This window comes from Bordetella sp. 15P40C-2 (assembly GCF_009763235.1).
Taxonomy (GTDB): Bacteria; Pseudomonadota; Gammaproteobacteria; order Burkholderiales; family Burkholderiaceae_B; genus Bordetella_A.
This window is the reverse complement of sequence record NZ_WSJA01000007.1, coordinates 49,531-65,187: the sequence shown is the minus strand read 5'-3', so window position 1 is coordinate 65,187 and position 15,657 is coordinate 49,531. Positions and strand designations below refer to the sequence as shown.

The window sequence follows — 15,657 nt, the reverse complement described above, 5'->3', positions numbered from 1 at the left end:
GTGCTCATTCCGCCTGCATTGCGGCGGCCAGAATGCCCTTGATCGTGGACGGATCAAGCGGGCGAGGGTTGTTCTCCACCAAGCGCTTCGCGTTCATCGAGAGTGTGGAGATGTCTTCGATATGCGCATCATCTATGCCGATCGCGCGCAGGCTGACCGGGATGCCCACCTCGGCAAACAAGGCGCGGATCGCTTCAATTGCGGCTTTCGCGGCGTCTTCGTCGGCATCCCCGGCCGATGCCACACCGATCGCACGACCGATTTCAGCATAGTCCGCCGCCGCAACGGGTAAGTTAAACGCCATGGTATAAGGCAGCAAGATACCAATACCTAGCCCATGCGCGGTTGAGGTCATTGCGCCAATCGGATACTGAATCGCGTGAGCAGCCGACGTGCCCGCGCTGCCAAACGCCAAACCAGCGTAGGTCGAGCCCAGCATCACGGCGGTGCGCGCATCCAAATCGCCGCCCTCGCTGGTGGCACGTCGCAGATTGGAATAGATCAGCTTGATGGCCGTCAGCGCGTAATGGTCGCTCAACACGTTCTTGCCGACGAATACGCGTGTCATCGCCATCGCGGGGTCGGCCTGCCGTGTCGTGGCCGCAAAGGCTTCGATCGCATGCGCCATGGCGTCGGCGCCTGAAATCGCGGTCAGTCCCTTCGGGCAGGTGAGCGTCAGCTCCGGATCACAAATCGCCGTATGCGGGATCAACTCGGGGCTGGAGATGCCGACCTTCATCGTCAGCGCGGGGTCGCCGAGCACGGCCACAGGAGTGACTTCGGCGCCCGTGCCCGAGGTCGTGGGAACCGCGATCACCGGCAGTATCGGTCCCGGGACCTTGAATTCACCGTAGTACTGCGACAGCGGCGCAGAATGAACGAGTAGCAAACTGACCAGTTTGGCCAGGTCCACGCAGCTACCACCGCCAATCCCGATCAAGACATCGGGTGCAAAATCGCGATAACGATCCACGCAGGCGAGAATACTTTCGAGCGGCAGCTCGGCTTCCGTCTCGCTGTACAACTGGGTCTGAACTCCTTGCTCGGCCAGATCTTTCAGGATCTCTTGCATGATCGGCAAGGCGCCAAAACGAGCGTCGGTGCAGATCAGCGCCCGCTTGCCCAGGCTGGCAGCAGCCGTCCCGATCGCACGCCGTTGTCCCGGGCCAAATATCAACCGGGCTGGCGCTCGCGTGACTCCATAGTCAAGTCTCATCATCTTTCCTCAATGGTGTTGGTCTGAAGGGTCCCGGTCGCATGCGGGTCCTGTCCTGCTAATTCTTGAATGCGCGCCCACAGCGGGGCGGGCAGCGCGATGTCTTTGTCCAGTTGTGCCACGCGCACGCGTTGTGCGCGATCTCCCGGCACGCGAACCGGCTGGCTAGGATCGGCGGGGGGAGATTGACGCAGCAGCGTCAGAAACTGCGAGAGCCGTTGGCCGGCATGCGCCGTAGGCTCGATCACGATGAATACGTCACCCTTATTGCAAAGCTCAGTGGAATCCAGGGTGCCTTTTACATCCCGCCCTATTGCCGACTCGGTCAGGCTCACGACCAACAGCTCAAAGGCGAGCGCGAGCCCGTAGCCTTTTGCGCCGCCAAACGGCGCAATCGCACCCTGTTTCGCAGCGTGTGCGTCATTGGTTGGATTGCCCTCGCTGTCCAAGGCCCAGCCGTCCGGGATCGGCAGATCGCGGCTTGCGTGATCGTGAATCTTGCCCATGGACACGAGGCTTGTTGCCATATCAAAGACAAAGGGAGCGTCCCCTGTCGGAATGCCCAGTGCAATGGGATTCGTGCCCAACATGGCCTGACGGCCACCCCAAGGATGGACCAGCGCTTCGCTGATCGTGAGCGCAATCAGGATCTTTCCCCGTGCGGCGACATGTTCCGCATACCAGGCCAGCATGCCCAGATGATCACTGTTGCGCACGGCAGCGATCGCGACGCCGGTTTCCTGCGCTTTGTCGCAAACGCGCTCTAGCGCCTCGACCGCCACCACGGGGCCCAGCCCCTGGCAGCCGTCAACCTGCCATAGCGCTTCACGGCGCCACGCACCCGTTCCACGCGTGACGGGATCCGTCACGCCGTGCCTTATGCGTTCGATGATGCGAGGCAAGCGCAGCAAGCCATGCGAGGCCACGCCTCTCAGTTCGGCTTCTAGCAACACCGATAATTGCGTAAGGGCCTGTGGCTCAGGAACGCCGGCTCGCCTTAACGCTTGCAGGCTTGCCGCTTGCAGGGTTTGTACAGTGGGCATAAGACCTCTTGATAGCATGCCCGCTTGTGTCTCCAGCCAGGCTTTATTCTCTTCGATTTCAAATATCGTATCCGATCGGATATCGCTGAGTCAACGCAAAAGAGATAAACTACGCACTCCCATTCACACGGCCGAACGGCACGAACATGAAACCGCTGCGCGAAAAAATGGATCACGCTTACATAGCGCCCCTTCAGCAACGTGCCTCCCTGAGCGAGGACATTTACGAAGCGTTGGTCACGCTATTGATCTCCTTGCAAGTTCAGCCTGGTGAACGGCTGTCAGTCGACGCGTTAGCCAGGCAATTTGGGGTTTCCCAAACGCCCATCCGTGCCGCGCTGATCCGCCTGGAGACCGAGGGTCTGGTCGTCAAGAAACACAACTCCGGCTATAGCGCTGCCCCGCTTCCTTCTGGCGAACATTTCCGCGATGTGTATGCGATACGGCTGCTGTTAGAGCCGGAAGCCGCTTATTGGGCCGCGCAGAAAATCACAAAGTCTGGACTAAAACAGCTCAAGGATCTTTGCGACAAGATGGCCGGCTTGGTGGGTGAGGACACACACAGCAATTACGGTCGCTTCGCGCTGCTTGACGGGCAGTTTCATGCGTTGATTGCTTCCTTCAGCGGAAATAAAGTGCTCGCTGACACCTTGCATGGTTTCTACGCCCATATGAATCTGTTTCGGCTGCGGTATCACTCCACCGTTGCCGAGGAGGCGATCAAGGAACATCTTGCGATCCTCGATGCGATCAGACTGGGCGACGCGCAGGCCGCCAAAAGCGCCATGGTCGTACATATTTCTTCTTCCAGGGACAGGATGGAGCCCTACTTCAAAATGCCGTCCTAAAGCACCGCAAGCCTGCAGACAAGCTCGTACGACCCCGAAATCGCTTCCCCGATAAGCGGCTCCCAGCCGCTCGCCCGGATTTGGAACGACGAACGCGAACCTGCCAACTTGGTTGACAAGTAGCGGCAGCGTACCTATATTTGTCTTACAACAATTTACAACACGCTCGCTGAGGAACTAGCCAACTTTCCCCAGCGGCAGGTGCATCTGGAGACCTCCGTGCTTATCAAATCCCTCGTCCGTTCCGTTTTGTCGGCTGCCGTTGCCGCCGCTGTGCTGGGAGCTTCCGCCGTTCATGCCGCTGACGCTTATCCCTCGCGTCAGGTCACCATCATGGTGCCGTTTCCTGCCGGAGGAACCACCGATATTGCAGCGCGCGGCGTGGCTGCTGAATTAGGCCAGATGTGGAAACAACCCGTGGTGGTCGAGAACCGCGCAGGCGCTGGCGGCAACGTCGGCACCGCAGCTGCGGCACGCGCCACGCCCGATGGCTATACCCTGCTGATGGGTACCGTCAGCACGCACGCGATCAACCAATCTGTCTACAGCTCTCTGCCGTACGACCCGGTTAAGGATTTCACGCCGGTCTCGATGGTGATCCCCGTTCCCAACATTCTTGAGCTGAACCCCGCATTTGCCGATCGCCACAACATTCGTTCCGTCGCGGATCTGATCGCTTACCTGAAAGCCAATCCAGGCAAGGTCAATATGGCGTCAACGGGCAACGGTACGTCGACACACCTGGCAGGCGAACTCTTCATGGCGATGACCGGCACGAAGATGACGCATGTGCCCTACAAGGGCAGCAGTCCCGCGCTGACCGATGTCATGAGCGGATCAGCCGACCTGATTTTCGACAACCTGCCCTCGTCGATGGGATTTTTGAAGGCCGGCAAGCTGCGCCCGCTGGCGGTGACCAGCAAAGAGCGATCGCCCGCCCTGCTTGACATCCCCACGATCGCGCAGGCTGGCGTGGATGGCTATGACGCCTCGAGCTGGTTCGGACTGCTGGCGCCTGCTGGCACGCCGACCGACATCGTGAACAAAGTCTCCGCAGACGTCGCAACAGCACTGGCGAAACCAGAAGTGCGCGAACGTTTCATGGCCATGGGCGCGAATCCGCAGGCAATGACGCCTGAACAGTTCAAGCAATTCATCGCGGCCGAGTCCGAGAAGTGGGCAAAGGCGGTTAAAGAATCGGGCGCTCGCGTCGACTAACCCGATGTGAACGGCCAGCGACGCGGTGGCCGTACCCAAGCCCGACGCGCTCGGGCGCATGGCGAGCACTGATCACACGGCGCCATTGTCCGATATATTTTTGTATGCAAAAATATATCGGACACAGATCAGTCTCGTTATGCCCATTGCAGCCACCCAATCCCGCGCTTTTTCAGCCTATCAGGCGATAAAACAGCAAATCTGTTCCGGCCAATTCGCGCCCGGGATGCGACTGCGAGAAATCGAAGTGGCATCGTTACTGGATATGGGCCGCACTCCCGTGCGTGAAGCTTTGAAACGTATTCAGGACGAGGGGCTTGTGCGGTATGAGCCGGGGCGCGGACTCGTCGTCGCCACCATGGATCAGCAAGAGGTCGGCGAGCTCTATTCCATGCGCGAAGTACTGGAATCGGCTGCCGCCGCGATGGCTGCACGCCATGCCACGGACGCCGAGATCGACAATATGCAGGCCATTTTGGATGAAGGCGATGCCGACCCCGTGGCGCTGAATTTGCGATTTCATGACGCCATCTACAGCGCCGCCCATAACCGCCATTTGATCCGCTCGCTTCGCGCGCTGACGGACACCACGTACTTATTGGGGCGCAGTACTTTGAGCTCCGAATCGCGCGCCCGTATTGCCTTGCAAGAACACCACGAAATCGTGGCAGCCATCCGCAGCCGCGACCCGGAACGCGCCGGCACCGCTGCGCGCCATCATATTCATCAAGCCTATCTGGAGCGACTGAAGTTGCTACGGCAACAAACATAAGCTCGAATAACGCCCCTGATATCGGGACGATACGCTCGAGAGAAGAAATCATCTAGGTTGAGAGGAGACACCTTCATGCTGTATCTAAAACAAATCCGCCGTTATCTCGGCATCGCAGCGGCCTGCATGCTGCCGGCGCTCGCTTGCGCCGAGTCATTTCCCGACAAGCCCATTAAGTTGGTCGTGCCGTTCTCCGCCGGCGGGGGAACCGACAGCATCGCACGCGATATCGCGCGTACGCTGAGCGAGCGTCTGGGTCAATCAGTCGTGGTCGAGAATCACGGTGGCGGTGGCGGCTCTATTGGCGCCAATATGGTCGCGCACGCGAATCCGGACGGATACACGCTGCTATTTGCGACTTCGACTTTCGTCACGAATGCTGCGGCCGAAGTCTCCAGCACTTACGACGTGGAGAAGTCGTTCGCTCCCATCGCGCTGATTGGCCGAGGCCCGCTATTGGTGGTGGCGAACAAGGATTCAGGCATCACATCGATTGACGCGCTGCGCAAGCACGCCACCGAGCGCCCGGACGAGCTGAATTTCTGTTCTTCCGGCGCGGGCGGCATCAATCACCTTGCGGGCGAGTTGTTTAAGCAAAAGACCGGCGTACAGATGACCCACGTTCCATACAAAGGTAGCGGCCCCGCTACGGTGGATCTGCTGGCTGGACGCGTCCAGGTGTTTTTCTCCACCGTGCCGACGATATTGGGACAGGTCAAGGAAGGGCGCGTGCAGCTACTGGCGGTCACCAGCAATGAACGCTCTGACTTATTTCCCGATACGCCCACCATGGCGCAAGCCGGCGTGGAAGATTTCGATATCTCCACATGGTGGGGCGTTTTGGCGCCCGCGGGTACCCCTGAAGAATTCGTGAAGAAACTGAACGTCGCGGTCAATGAAGCTGCTGCGACGCCCGCGGTGCAGCAACGTTTGACCAACGAAGGCGCGACGCTGTTTGCGGGCCCGCCACAGGCGTTTGCCGAGGCGCTGTCGCAAGAGCTGGCTTTGTGGCGCGGTGTAGTCAAACAATTTGACATGCGCCTGAAGTAATCCGGCTAGGAGACCCCTATGACGCGTTTTTCGAAACACATGCGGCCTGCGCGGCGCCGTTTACTCGCGGGCGTGGGTGCGGCGGCCGCGTGGCTGACGATCAGCCCGCTCGCTTTTGCGCAGACGCAAGCCGAGTATCCCGCGCATCCGGTCACGGTGATTGTGCCGTATGCGCCGGGCGGGCAAGGAGATGTATTCGCGCGACTGCTCGGAGAAAAGCTCGGCAAGTCGCTGCAGCAAACCGTAGTCGTCGAAAACCGGCCGGGCGCATCGGGCGCGATCGGCGCGCGGATGATCGCCCGCGAGAAGCCGGACGGTTATAAACTGCTGCTAGGTCAGACCGGCGAGATCGCGGTGAATCCTTTTGCGATGCGGGATGCGGGCTATGACCCTCAGAAGGAGCTGCTGCCCGTCGCCTTGGTGGGCGATTCGCCATTGGTGCTCGTGGTTCCCACCAATTCGCCCTATCAGTCCTTGTCGCAGCTGATCGAAGCGGCCAAGGCCAAGTCAGAAGGGGTTTCCTATGCCTCGTCTGGCACCGCCACGCCGGGACATTTGGCTGCCGCCGCCCTGGCGTTAGGTACTAAAACGAAGATGGTGCATGTGCCATATAAAGGCGCGGGTCAGGCGATGACGGATCTGCTTGGCAACCATGTCGACTTTTTCTTTTCCAGCGCGGCCGCCGCGATGCCTCATGTCTCCGCTGGCAAGCTGCGCGCGCTCGCCGTATCGACGCCGGAACGTATTGCTGCACTGCCGGATGTGCCAACCATTGCGGAAAGCACTGTGCCCGGGTTCGAATTCAGTTTGTGGGGCGGTTACTTCGCACCTGCGGGAACGCCCGCCAATGTCGTCACGACCCTAAATCGTGAGATTAACGCCGCGTTGGCAGACCCGGCAATCCGTGCGCGCTTCGAGGCTGACGGCGTTGTCATCCGGCCGTTTACCGCCGAAGAATTCGCGACATTCGTTGGTCGCGAACAAGACAAATACAAACGCTTGGTCGAACAGACCGGCGTGCGTGCGGAAAATTAAGCTTAGTTCATTCAAGGGATTGTCATGAAAATAGTAGTATTGCCCGGAGACGGAATCGGCCCTGAAACCGTGGCGGTCGCCGTCGACGCGCTGAACGTGGTGTCAGAACGGTTCGATCTCGGCTTGCAGCTGGAACACGATGTCGCCGGCCACGATAGTCTGAAGTTGCACGGCACGACGGTGCGGCCGGAACTGCTCGACAAGGTAAAGGCCGCCGACGGCCTCTTGCTCGGACCCATGGCGACGTATGACTTCAAGGATGAATCGAAAGGCGAGATCAATCCGTCCAAGTTCTTTCGCAAGAGCCTTGATCTTTACGCCAACATCCGCCCGGCACGCACCTATCCGGGAATGCAGGCGCGTTTGGGCGAATTCGACCTGGTCGTAGTGCGCGAGAACACAGAAGGTTTTTATGCGGACCGCAATATCGAATCGGGTAGCAGCGAAATGCTGATCACGCCTGATGTCGTCGTGTCCTTGCGACGCATTACCCGCCAATGCTGCGAGCGCATCGCCCGTTCGGCCTTTGAGTTAGCGATGACGCGTAAAAAGCACGTCACCATCGTGCACAAGGCGAACGTGCTGCGCATTGGCGACGGCATGTTCATCGACATGTGCCATGAGGTCGGAAAGGAATTCCCCGAAGTGCGTGTGGACGATGTGATCGTCGACGCGATGATGGCGCATGTGGTGCGTGCCCCGGACCGCTATGACGTGGTCGTGACCACCAATATGTTCGGCGATATCTTGTCGGATCTGACGGCGGAGATGTCGGGCAGTCTGGGCTTGGGCGGTTCGCTCAACGCGGGGCGCGACCACGCCATGGGTCAGGCAGCGCACGGCTCGGCGCCGGACATCGCGGGTAAAGACATCGCGAACCCGGCTTCGCAGCTGTTGTCGGCGGCCATGCTGCTGTCGTGGTACGGACAACGCAAGGGCGGTCGTAAGTTCGTGGACGCCAGTGCGGCCATCGAGCAAGCGGTCGCTGCTTGTATTGCGGCTGGCCAATGTACGGCTGATGTCGGCGGGACCTTGGGCACGCGCGCCGCGGGCGCTGCCGTCGTGGACCACCTGCGGAAAGCCTGAACATGAACACGCCAACGCTGCCCGCCGGCGCCTGTGACTGCCACGTCCATATCATCGGCGACCGTGCCCGATATCCCATGGTGGGCGATCGCCATTACACGCCTGATGTCGCGTGTGTGTCGAACCTCCAACAGCATATGGACGCGCTCGGGCTGACCCGCGCGGTCATTGTCCAGCCTAGCGTGTACGGCACGGACAATAGCTGCATGTTGGACGCATTGCATGCAATGAACGGCGCGGCGCGCGGCGTGGCGGTCTTGGACCGGGAGGCCCCCGATGCACTTCTTCACGCGTTCGACGCGTGTGGCGTGCGCGGTTTAAGGTTGAATTTGGAGAGTTCCGGTAGCCTCGACGTCACGCGTATGCGCGAGGATCTGCAGGCATGGGCACAACGGCTTCAGCCGCTAGGCTGGCACCTGCAGGTCTACGCGTCACTTGGCGTGATCGCCCAGGCGGCGCCGGTATTGGCGGAGCTATCCGTGCCGGTGGTGCTCGATCATTTCGCCGGGGTCCTTGCAGGCACGTCGCTCGAGGATGCGAACGTGCAGACAGTACTGCGCTTGATCAGCACGGGGGCCGCCTACGTCAAACTGTCTGCCCCGTATCGGATCGATCCTTCGCAGACGGCCGATGAGGCGGTAACGGCGCTGGCGGCTGCGTTCATCGCCAGCAATCCCGATCGCGTGCTGTGGGCAAGCGACTGGCCGCATACCAATCGAGAGCCGGGCAAGTCGCCGCACGAAGTCAGTGCCTATCGGCGCATCGGCACGCAAAAGCTGGCGCAAGGAATCGATAGCTGGTTCGCCGACGAGGCGATTCGGCAGCGAGTGCTGGTGAGTAATGCGGCGCGGCTATACGCTTTCTGAGCGCTCAGGGTCGGGTGTGCTCGTCCAAAGCCCCCCTACTCTGCCGGCTCCAACCGCTGTGCCATCGTGAAAGCATCGATATAGTCACGAAAATATTTTAGGAAAACGGATTCGGCCTGCGTGCGTTGCACATCGCGATGCCACAGCAGGTGCAGATCCACCGAGCAAACCCCCTCACCCGGTGGCAGACGCCACAGCCGCCCCTCCGCCAAATCGCGTCGTACGCTGTGTTCCGGCAGGCAACCAATACCAAAGCCCGCAATCAGCAGACGTTTGACCTCGTCATACTGCTTGGAGGTCGCCACCACCCTGCCTGAAAATCCGCGCTGATCGCGAAATATCGTCAGCGGCGAGAGGCTGTCGCCCAACGCATCGCTGGCAAACGACACAAAGTTCTCGCCCATCAGGTCTTCGATGTGCACGTCTTTCCGCCCAAACAGCGCGTGGTTACGGCCGCAGAAAAGCGCGTAGCGCTGATGGAGAAAGACTTTGTGTTCCAGCCGCTTGGGCATCTGCCGGCATAACGCGATGCCAGCCGTGCCGACGCGCTGCTGGATCAGCGTGACAATCTCGCTGCTGGGCCGCACGTCCATTTGCACCTCAATGCGCGGGTAATCGCGGTGAAACGCCGCCCAGAAATTGTCATAGACCTGCGAATTAATGCGACTGGCGGCCAGCAGATGGATGCGCCCCGAGGCCTCCTCTTCGGTCTCGGACACATGCGCAAGCAGTTGCGCCACGCTGCCATAGATGCCTTCCGCGGCCCGGCAAACCTCCTCGCCCGCCTTGGTGATGGTAAAGACCTTGTTGTGTCGCTCTATCAGGCGTCTATCAAGCTGCTCCTCCAGCCGCTTGAGCGCCTGGCTGACCGCCGATTGTGTCAGATGCAGCTTCCCGGCCGCGCCGCTGATGCTGCGCTCCTGCACGATGACCAGAAAGGTGCGCAGCAGATTCCAGTCAAGACGGTCACAGTCTCGGGCGTCCACCAGGTCAGCGGGCTGCATAGGCATTTACCCCTTCAACATCAGTTTCACTTAAGTGGACAATTAATAATCATAAATTGACGTAATGTCCAGCGCGGAGCGATAAAGAGTCTTCCAACCAACACGCATACGAAGGGGAAGAGCATGGCCGATACCGCCGGATCCACTGTGACGCGGCAACCCGTGCGCGCGGCGACCGCCGCCTTTGTGGGCACGACCATCGAGTGGTATGACTTCTACATCTACGCCACGGCCGCGGCGCTCGTGTTTGGTAAGGTGTTTTTCCCGACCGCCGATCCCTTTGTCAGCACCATGGCCTCGTTTGGTACGTTCGCGGCCGGGTTCCTGGCTCGTCCGCTGGGTGGCGTGATCTTCGGGCACCTGGGCGATCGGGTGGGCCGCAAAAATGCCTTGATGGCCACGCTGGTCATCATGGGGCTGGCCACCATCGGTATTGGCTTGTTGCCAAGCTACGCGAGTGCGGGCATATGGGCGCCCGCCTTGCTGCTGCTTCTGCGTCTGGCACAGGGGCTGGCCGTCGGGGGCGAGTGGGGTGGCGCGGTATTGATGGCGGGCGAACACGCATCGCATCGCCGCCGCACTTTCGCCGCGTCCTTCGCTCAATTGGGCAGTCCGGCGGGTTTGATTCTTTCTTTGCTGGCGTTCCGACTGTTGACGTCGCTGGATGAAGCCGATTTCCTCAGCTGGGGTTGGCGTGTGCCCTTTCTGGTCAGTGTGGTATTGCTGATCGTGGGCTACTTTATTCGCGTCGGCGTCAACGAATCCCCTGATTTTGGTACTCGAACGCCAGGAACGCGCCGAAATCCCGGCCAAGGAGGTCCTGCGCAGCGCATGGCGCACGGTATTGCTTTGCATGGGAGTGTGCACCGTGGCGATCGGCGGCATTTACTTCACTAACGCATTCATGTTGTCGTACACCACCCAAACCTTGGGGCTGGACCGCGCGATGATCCTCGATTGCCTGTTTGTCGTGGCAATCATTCAGTTTTTCGTGCAGCCGCTGGCGGCGTGGCTGGCGGACATCGTGGGTCCGACCCGCCTGCTCATTACCTCAGCGGTTTGCTCGGTGTTGGCACCCTACCCCATGTTCATGCTGGTCACGCATGGCACGACATTGAGCATCATCGCGGGCATTGCCATTGTGCTGGTGTTCATGGCGGCGATTTATTCAGCGATGGCGGGCTACATCAGTTCGGCATTTCCCGCTCACGTGCGCTATTCCGGTATTTCGTTGTCCTACCAACTTTGTGGTGCGGTGGCAGGTGGCATGACGCCGTTGATCGGCACTTGGCTCGCGTATCACTATCCCGGCCAATGGGTCCCGCTGGCCCTCTTTTATTCAACGCTGTCGGCGATCACGCTGGTGTCCATCTGGGGCCTGGCCGGGCACAAGCGGCGACTGGCGCTCGACAAACCGCAAACCGACCACGCGGCCGCCACCTGATGCAGCCTATACAACAGAGGACATATGATGACGTATGACAAAAACACCCCGCCGGCGCTAAACGAGGAGCAAACCCGCCGAATCCTGAAAGCCGTCGACGACCGTTTCGATGCCCAACTCGCCTTTACCCAGGATTTAGTGCGATTCCCGTCGCTACGCGAACAGGAACACACCGCGCAAGATTTTCTTCACGAAGCCATGCGCGCAAGAGGGTTTGCGATGGACCGGTGGAAGATCGATATCCGCGATATCGAGTTGCACCCGGGCTTCGGGCCAGTCACGGTGTCCTATGAAAATGCGTTCAACGTTGTTGGCACCTATCGGCCCGAACAACAAACGGGACGCTCACTGATTCTGAATGGGCATATCGACGTGGTACCGACCGGCCCACTTGATATGTGGAGCCGCTCGCCTTGGGATCCCGCCATCGTCGACGGCTGGATGTATGGGCGTGGCGCGGCCGATATGAAGGCCGGCCTCGTCGCGAATCTCTTTTCCTACGACGCCGTACGGGCCGCGGGCTATGTGCCCACTGCGCCGATCTACTTTCAGTCCGTGGTCGAGGAAGAATGTACCGGCAATGGCGCGCTCGCCGCCCTGCTACGTGGATACCGCGCGGACGCGGTCATCATTCCCGAGCCCGAAGAAAACATGCTGGTGCGCGCCAACGTGGGCGTATTGTGGTTCAAAGTGCGCGTGCAGGGCCGTCCGACGCATACACGGGAAATGGCCAACGGATTCAATGCAATCGATGCCGCGTATGCCGCCATCGAGGCCCTGCGCGGGATCGAAACCAAGTGGAATGCGGAACATCATTGCCATCGCCATTTCGAGCACCTGGATCATCCGATCAATTTCAATATCGGCAAGATTGAGGGGGGCGACTGGCCGTCGACCGTACCGCCCTGGTGCGAATTCGATGTACGCGCCGCCATCTATCCCGGCACAACCGCCGATGAAGCGCGCGAGCAAATCGACGCCTGCCTGCGTGACGCGGCGCGCGATCCGAGGCTGGGCGGCGCGGCGCCGCAGGTGACGTACACCGGGTTCTATGCCGAGGGCTATGTGCTGGAAGAAGGCAGCGCCGCGGAGAACACCTTGCGCGCCTGCCACCAGCAAGCGTTCAATAGCGAATTGCAAAGCTTCACCACGCCGGGGTATCTGGATGCGCGAGTGTTTGTGATCTATGGCGATATGCCGACCTTGGTCTACGGGCCGAAATCCCTTGATATCCACGGGGTGGATGAGCGAGTGCATCTGGAGTCATTGCGACTCATCACCAAAACTATCGCACTGTTTATCGCCCAGTGGTGCGGCATCAGCGAGGTCAATGGCAAGCAGGAATGAGATCGGCATACAGCCGGACAGGGCTACCGCGGCACGTATTTACCGAAACGCGCCGCGCGTCGTGCAAGCGTCGAACCGGAGTTCTGTCGGGTCCGCGTCGGGCACGCGGAATCGGCCAACGATTTGCCGAGCTTCGTCACGAAAAATCAGTTCTTCGGCGGCGTAGTCGACCCTGGTAGCCCCGATCACCCGGATATGATCGCCAGCACGACAGGCCGTGCAAGATCGGCGTAGCCTTTCTGTTGAGATTGATGCCGGCCGTCTCGAAGATCAACATCGCAGACCCCGCGCTGTCCACTTTCATATGCATGGGGTGCGCGAGACTCGCGGCGAGGTAGTCGCTTGACAACTTCAATACACAATCGCGCTCAAGCTCGAATCGCAGCGTGCCTGGCGAGGCATCGCTGATTAACGCCGTGAGCTCGACGCGCGCCTCGTCTCTCAAAATCAGGGTCTGACGCCAGGCTTTATCCTCGCGGGCTTGAACGTGCTGGGTCAACCTGAGCAAATCTTGAAATCCCCACGGGTTGATCACCTCAAGCACCGTATCGCCATGAAGCCGGGTGGTAACAAGGTCGCAGCGCGTATGTAGCGTCTGGTCAATACGCTTGACCGGCGAGTTCTGATGGACGGCGTACGCATTGTAGATGTCCCAACCAGCAACCGGCCGGAGAAAATCCGAGGCGTGGTGGCTGTTGTGCTGTGCGTACGAACGAGGGGACATCAGAAAGCTCCATTTCGATAATCAGCGGCCACCCGCGTTTGAGCGTGGATGGCACCGAGCGCGATCCCGACAGCGGGAGGCCTTTTGATCGTATCGATTCAGGAGCGTGAAGGCTTTGAGACTATTCTGATTTTGAGATAGACCGTGCGATCGCTGCATGGCTTAGTCAGAAATCCCTTGCGGGACAATGCAGGTCCGCAACGTGGTGGCCAGAAAGTCCGCACCCAGCGTCTCGGGCTACCCTTTTACAGATAGACAAGCTCGAAGGTCGTCGAACCATCCAGTTTTACTCTGCGGCCCTTTGGGAGGCTGTCTGAATCGCGTACATATGCGTTGTAGACCTCAAAATTAAGCGTCGCCGATTTGAACGAGAGAGGTCTGTCGCCGCTACTCGCGTTGAGCAGGACCTTTAGCTGATTAGGTAAAACATCATCGGCATGATCACAGTCAGCGGTCTCTTTCGAACATGTGCCCAAGTCGGCAGGCTCACCGTCCGCCACGTCTCCAGCATCCGAGACCAACCAATAGCTGCCTAAAGGAACCCCGGCAACGCTGCCCAAGCCGAATAGCCGCTTTTGATATTTGGTGTCCCAATCCAGATATGAAGCCGTTCCCGCCCGATTATCGATCGCTCTAACGCCGAGCATCGTTTTGTCTGAGCATGTCAGGCTGAGGGTGAATTTGACCCCCCCTGGCTTATCCAAAGAAGTTTTCGCGTTGGGCTTTAATTTACTGAACGGGGTTTCCCCCAAATCAGCCACCGCGAGCGACGAGCTGATGTTGCACGCCTCTGGCTTAATGGTTCCAGTCACTTGCAATTGCGCCGACGAATTGGCCGTGGCTAGCACGGGTGCCAGCGACGCGGCAGCTAAACAAAGGGATATCAGGGTTCGTTTCATGACAGGGCGCAGTGCACTCGACTCGGACAAAGATCTGGGTTAGGAACAGGTTATCCGGCCTAACTCGGCGGGTCACTAAGACTTGTCTTAATTCTTAGGGCGTCGCGGATCCCCTACCTCACTCCAACCGCTTCGAGGGTTGGCGCGTTAGCCAATCGCTATCTGCCCGGTGGTCAGTTCGACTCTACGCGCCGACGCGCGAAGTGGCTCATCGTTCAATTGCGTTCGACAGGGCGATTTACAAGTAAACCAGCTCTATGGTCGCCGAACCGTCCAGTTTTAGTCTGCGGCCCTTTGGGAGGAGGTCTGAATTGCGTATGCTTACGCCGATGACCGTAAGATTAATCGTCGCCGATTTGAACGGGACGACAACCCCTCTGTGCACGTTGATAAGGACCTTCAGTTCGTTAGGTACAAGCGACCCGTCAAGATCACAGTCGCTGGCCTCTTTCAAACAGGTGCCCAAGGTGGCAGTCTCCCCGTCCACCACGTGTCCTGACAAGTGGTCGAGTATGTAACTGCCTAGAGGAACCCCAGAAACGCTGCCCAAGCCGAATAGCCGTTTTTGAATAGTGACGTTCCAACCCAGATACGAAGCCGTTCCCGCCCGATTATCGATCACTCTGAAGCCAACCATCGTTTTTTCTGAGCATGTCAGGTTGAGGGTGAATGGGATACCCTCTTTTTGCTTATCCAAAAAAGTTCTCGCGTCGGGATTTAGTTTACTAAACGGGGTTTCCCCCAAATCAACCACCGCGAGCGACGAGCTGATGTTGCACGCCTCTGGCTTAATGGTTCCAGTCACTTGCAATTGCGCCGACGAATTGGCCGTGGCTAGCACGGGTGCCAGCGACGCGGCAGCTAAACAAAGGGATATCAGGGTTCGTTTCATGACAGGGCGCAGTGCACTCGACTCGGACAAAGATCTGGGTTAGGAACAGGTTATCCGGCCTAACTCGGCGGGTCACTAAGACTTGTCTTAATTCTTAGGGCGTCGCGGATCCCCTACCTCACTCCAACCGCTTCGAGGGTTGGCGCGTTAGCCAATCGCTATCTGCCCGGTGGTCAGTTCGACTCTACGCGCCGACGCGCGAAGTGGCTCATC

General features: G+C 59.3%; 14 protein-coding genes and 1 pseudogene. 9 read left to right on the top strand and 6 right to left on the bottom strand.

The features are described from left to right. Positions 1-4 precede the first annotated feature (4 nt). Both GOQ25_RS04150 and GOQ25_RS04145 read right to left on the bottom strand, forming a co-directional pair. Positions 5-1,219, bottom strand: coding sequence for an iron-containing alcohol dehydrogenase (locus GOQ25_RS04150; RefSeq protein WP_236844482.1), 1,215 nt, complete (start codon positions 1,217-1,219; stop codon positions 5-7). Next, positions 1,216-2,259, bottom strand: coding sequence for an Ldh family oxidoreductase (locus GOQ25_RS04145; RefSeq protein ID WP_160349186.1), 1,044 nt, complete (start codon positions 2,257-2,259; stop codon positions 1,216-1,218). The genes GOQ25_RS04150 and GOQ25_RS04145 overlap by 4 nt, the downstream gene beginning before the upstream one ends. A gap of 146 nt (positions 2,260-2,405) precedes the next feature. Between GOQ25_RS04145 and GOQ25_RS04140 the strand changes: the two genes are divergently transcribed. The 7 genes from GOQ25_RS04140 to GOQ25_RS04110 all read left to right on the top strand — a co-directional run bounded on the left by GOQ25_RS04140 (position 2,406) and on the right by GOQ25_RS04110 (position 9,134). Next, entirely contained in the window at positions 2,406-3,107 is a 702-nt protein-coding gene (locus GOQ25_RS04140) for a GntR family transcriptional regulator (RefSeq protein WP_160349185.1), read from the top strand. Between the two features lie 219 nt (positions 3,108-3,326). Then, on the top strand, positions 3,327-4,325 hold the full coding sequence (locus tag GOQ25_RS04135) for a tripartite tricarboxylate transporter substrate binding protein (protein ID WP_160349184.1): 999 nt from the start codon (positions 3,327-3,329) through the stop codon (positions 4,323-4,325). 139 nt (positions 4,326-4,464) lie between these two features. After that, positions 4,465-5,097, top strand: a complete 633-nt coding sequence (locus tag GOQ25_RS04130) for a GntR family transcriptional regulator (protein WP_160349183.1) — start codon at positions 4,465-4,467, stop codon at positions 5,095-5,097. A 75-nt stretch (positions 5,098-5,172) separates the two neighbouring features. Next, positions 5,173-6,147 carry a tripartite tricarboxylate transporter substrate binding protein gene (locus GOQ25_RS04125; protein WP_370519883.1) on the top strand — a complete coding sequence of 325 codons (975 nt, stop codon included), beginning with the start codon at positions 5,173-5,175 and terminating at the stop codon, positions 6,145-6,147. A gap of 18 nt (positions 6,148-6,165) precedes the next feature. After that, positions 6,166-7,182 (top strand): tripartite tricarboxylate transporter substrate binding protein, encoded by a 1,017-nt coding sequence (locus tag GOQ25_RS04120; RefSeq protein ID WP_236844179.1) that lies wholly within the window; start codon positions 6,166-6,168, stop codon positions 7,180-7,182. A gap of 24 nt (positions 7,183-7,206) precedes the next feature. Next, positions 7,207-8,268: an isocitrate/isopropylmalate dehydrogenase family protein gene (locus GOQ25_RS04115; RefSeq protein WP_160349182.1), complete on the top strand. Its 1,062-nt coding sequence runs from the start codon at positions 7,207-7,209 to the stop codon at positions 8,266-8,268. A gap of 2 nt (positions 8,269-8,270) precedes the next feature. Beyond that, on the top strand, positions 8,271-9,134 hold the full coding sequence (locus GOQ25_RS04110; protein WP_236844481.1) for an amidohydrolase: 864 nt from the start codon (positions 8,271-8,273) through the stop codon (positions 9,132-9,134). 35 nt (positions 9,135-9,169) lie between these two features. Here the strand turns inward: GOQ25_RS04110 and GOQ25_RS04105 are convergent, their stop codons facing one another. Next, positions 9,170-10,138 (bottom strand): LysR family transcriptional regulator, encoded by a 969-nt coding sequence (locus GOQ25_RS04105; protein ID WP_160349181.1) that lies wholly within the window; start codon positions 10,136-10,138, stop codon positions 9,170-9,172. A 123-nt stretch (positions 10,139-10,261) separates the two neighbouring features. Here GOQ25_RS04105 and GOQ25_RS04100 point away from each other — a divergent pair. Both GOQ25_RS04100 and GOQ25_RS04095 read left to right on the top strand, forming a co-directional pair. Continuing rightward, positions 10,262-11,582: pseudogene (locus tag GOQ25_RS04100) on the top strand (MFS transporter). 27 nt (positions 11,583-11,609) lie between these two features. Then, positions 11,610-12,929, top strand: a complete 1,320-nt coding sequence (locus GOQ25_RS04095) for an ArgE/DapE family deacylase (protein WP_160349210.1) — start codon at positions 11,610-11,612, stop codon at positions 12,927-12,929. Between the two features lie 136 nt (positions 12,930-13,065). Here GOQ25_RS04095 and GOQ25_RS04090 read toward each other — a convergent pair whose 3' ends face one another. The 3 genes from GOQ25_RS04090 to GOQ25_RS04080 all read right to left on the bottom strand — a co-directional run bounded on the left by GOQ25_RS04090 (position 13,066) and on the right by GOQ25_RS04080 (position 15,444). Beyond that, on the bottom strand, positions 13,066-13,653 hold the full coding sequence (locus GOQ25_RS04090; RefSeq protein WP_160349180.1) for a hypothetical protein: 588 nt from the start codon (positions 13,651-13,653) through the stop codon (positions 13,066-13,068). A 245-nt stretch (positions 13,654-13,898) separates the two neighbouring features. Continuing rightward, a complete protein-coding gene (locus GOQ25_RS04085; RefSeq protein ID WP_160349179.1) occupies positions 13,899-14,552 on the bottom strand; it encodes a DUF1120 domain-containing protein in 654 nt (217 codons plus the stop codon). 238 nt (positions 14,553-14,790) lie between these two features. Continuing rightward, positions 14,791-15,444 (bottom strand): DUF1120 domain-containing protein, encoded by a 654-nt coding sequence (locus tag GOQ25_RS04080; RefSeq protein ID WP_160349178.1) that lies wholly within the window; start codon positions 15,442-15,444, stop codon positions 14,791-14,793. Positions 15,445-15,657 lie beyond the last annotated feature (213 nt).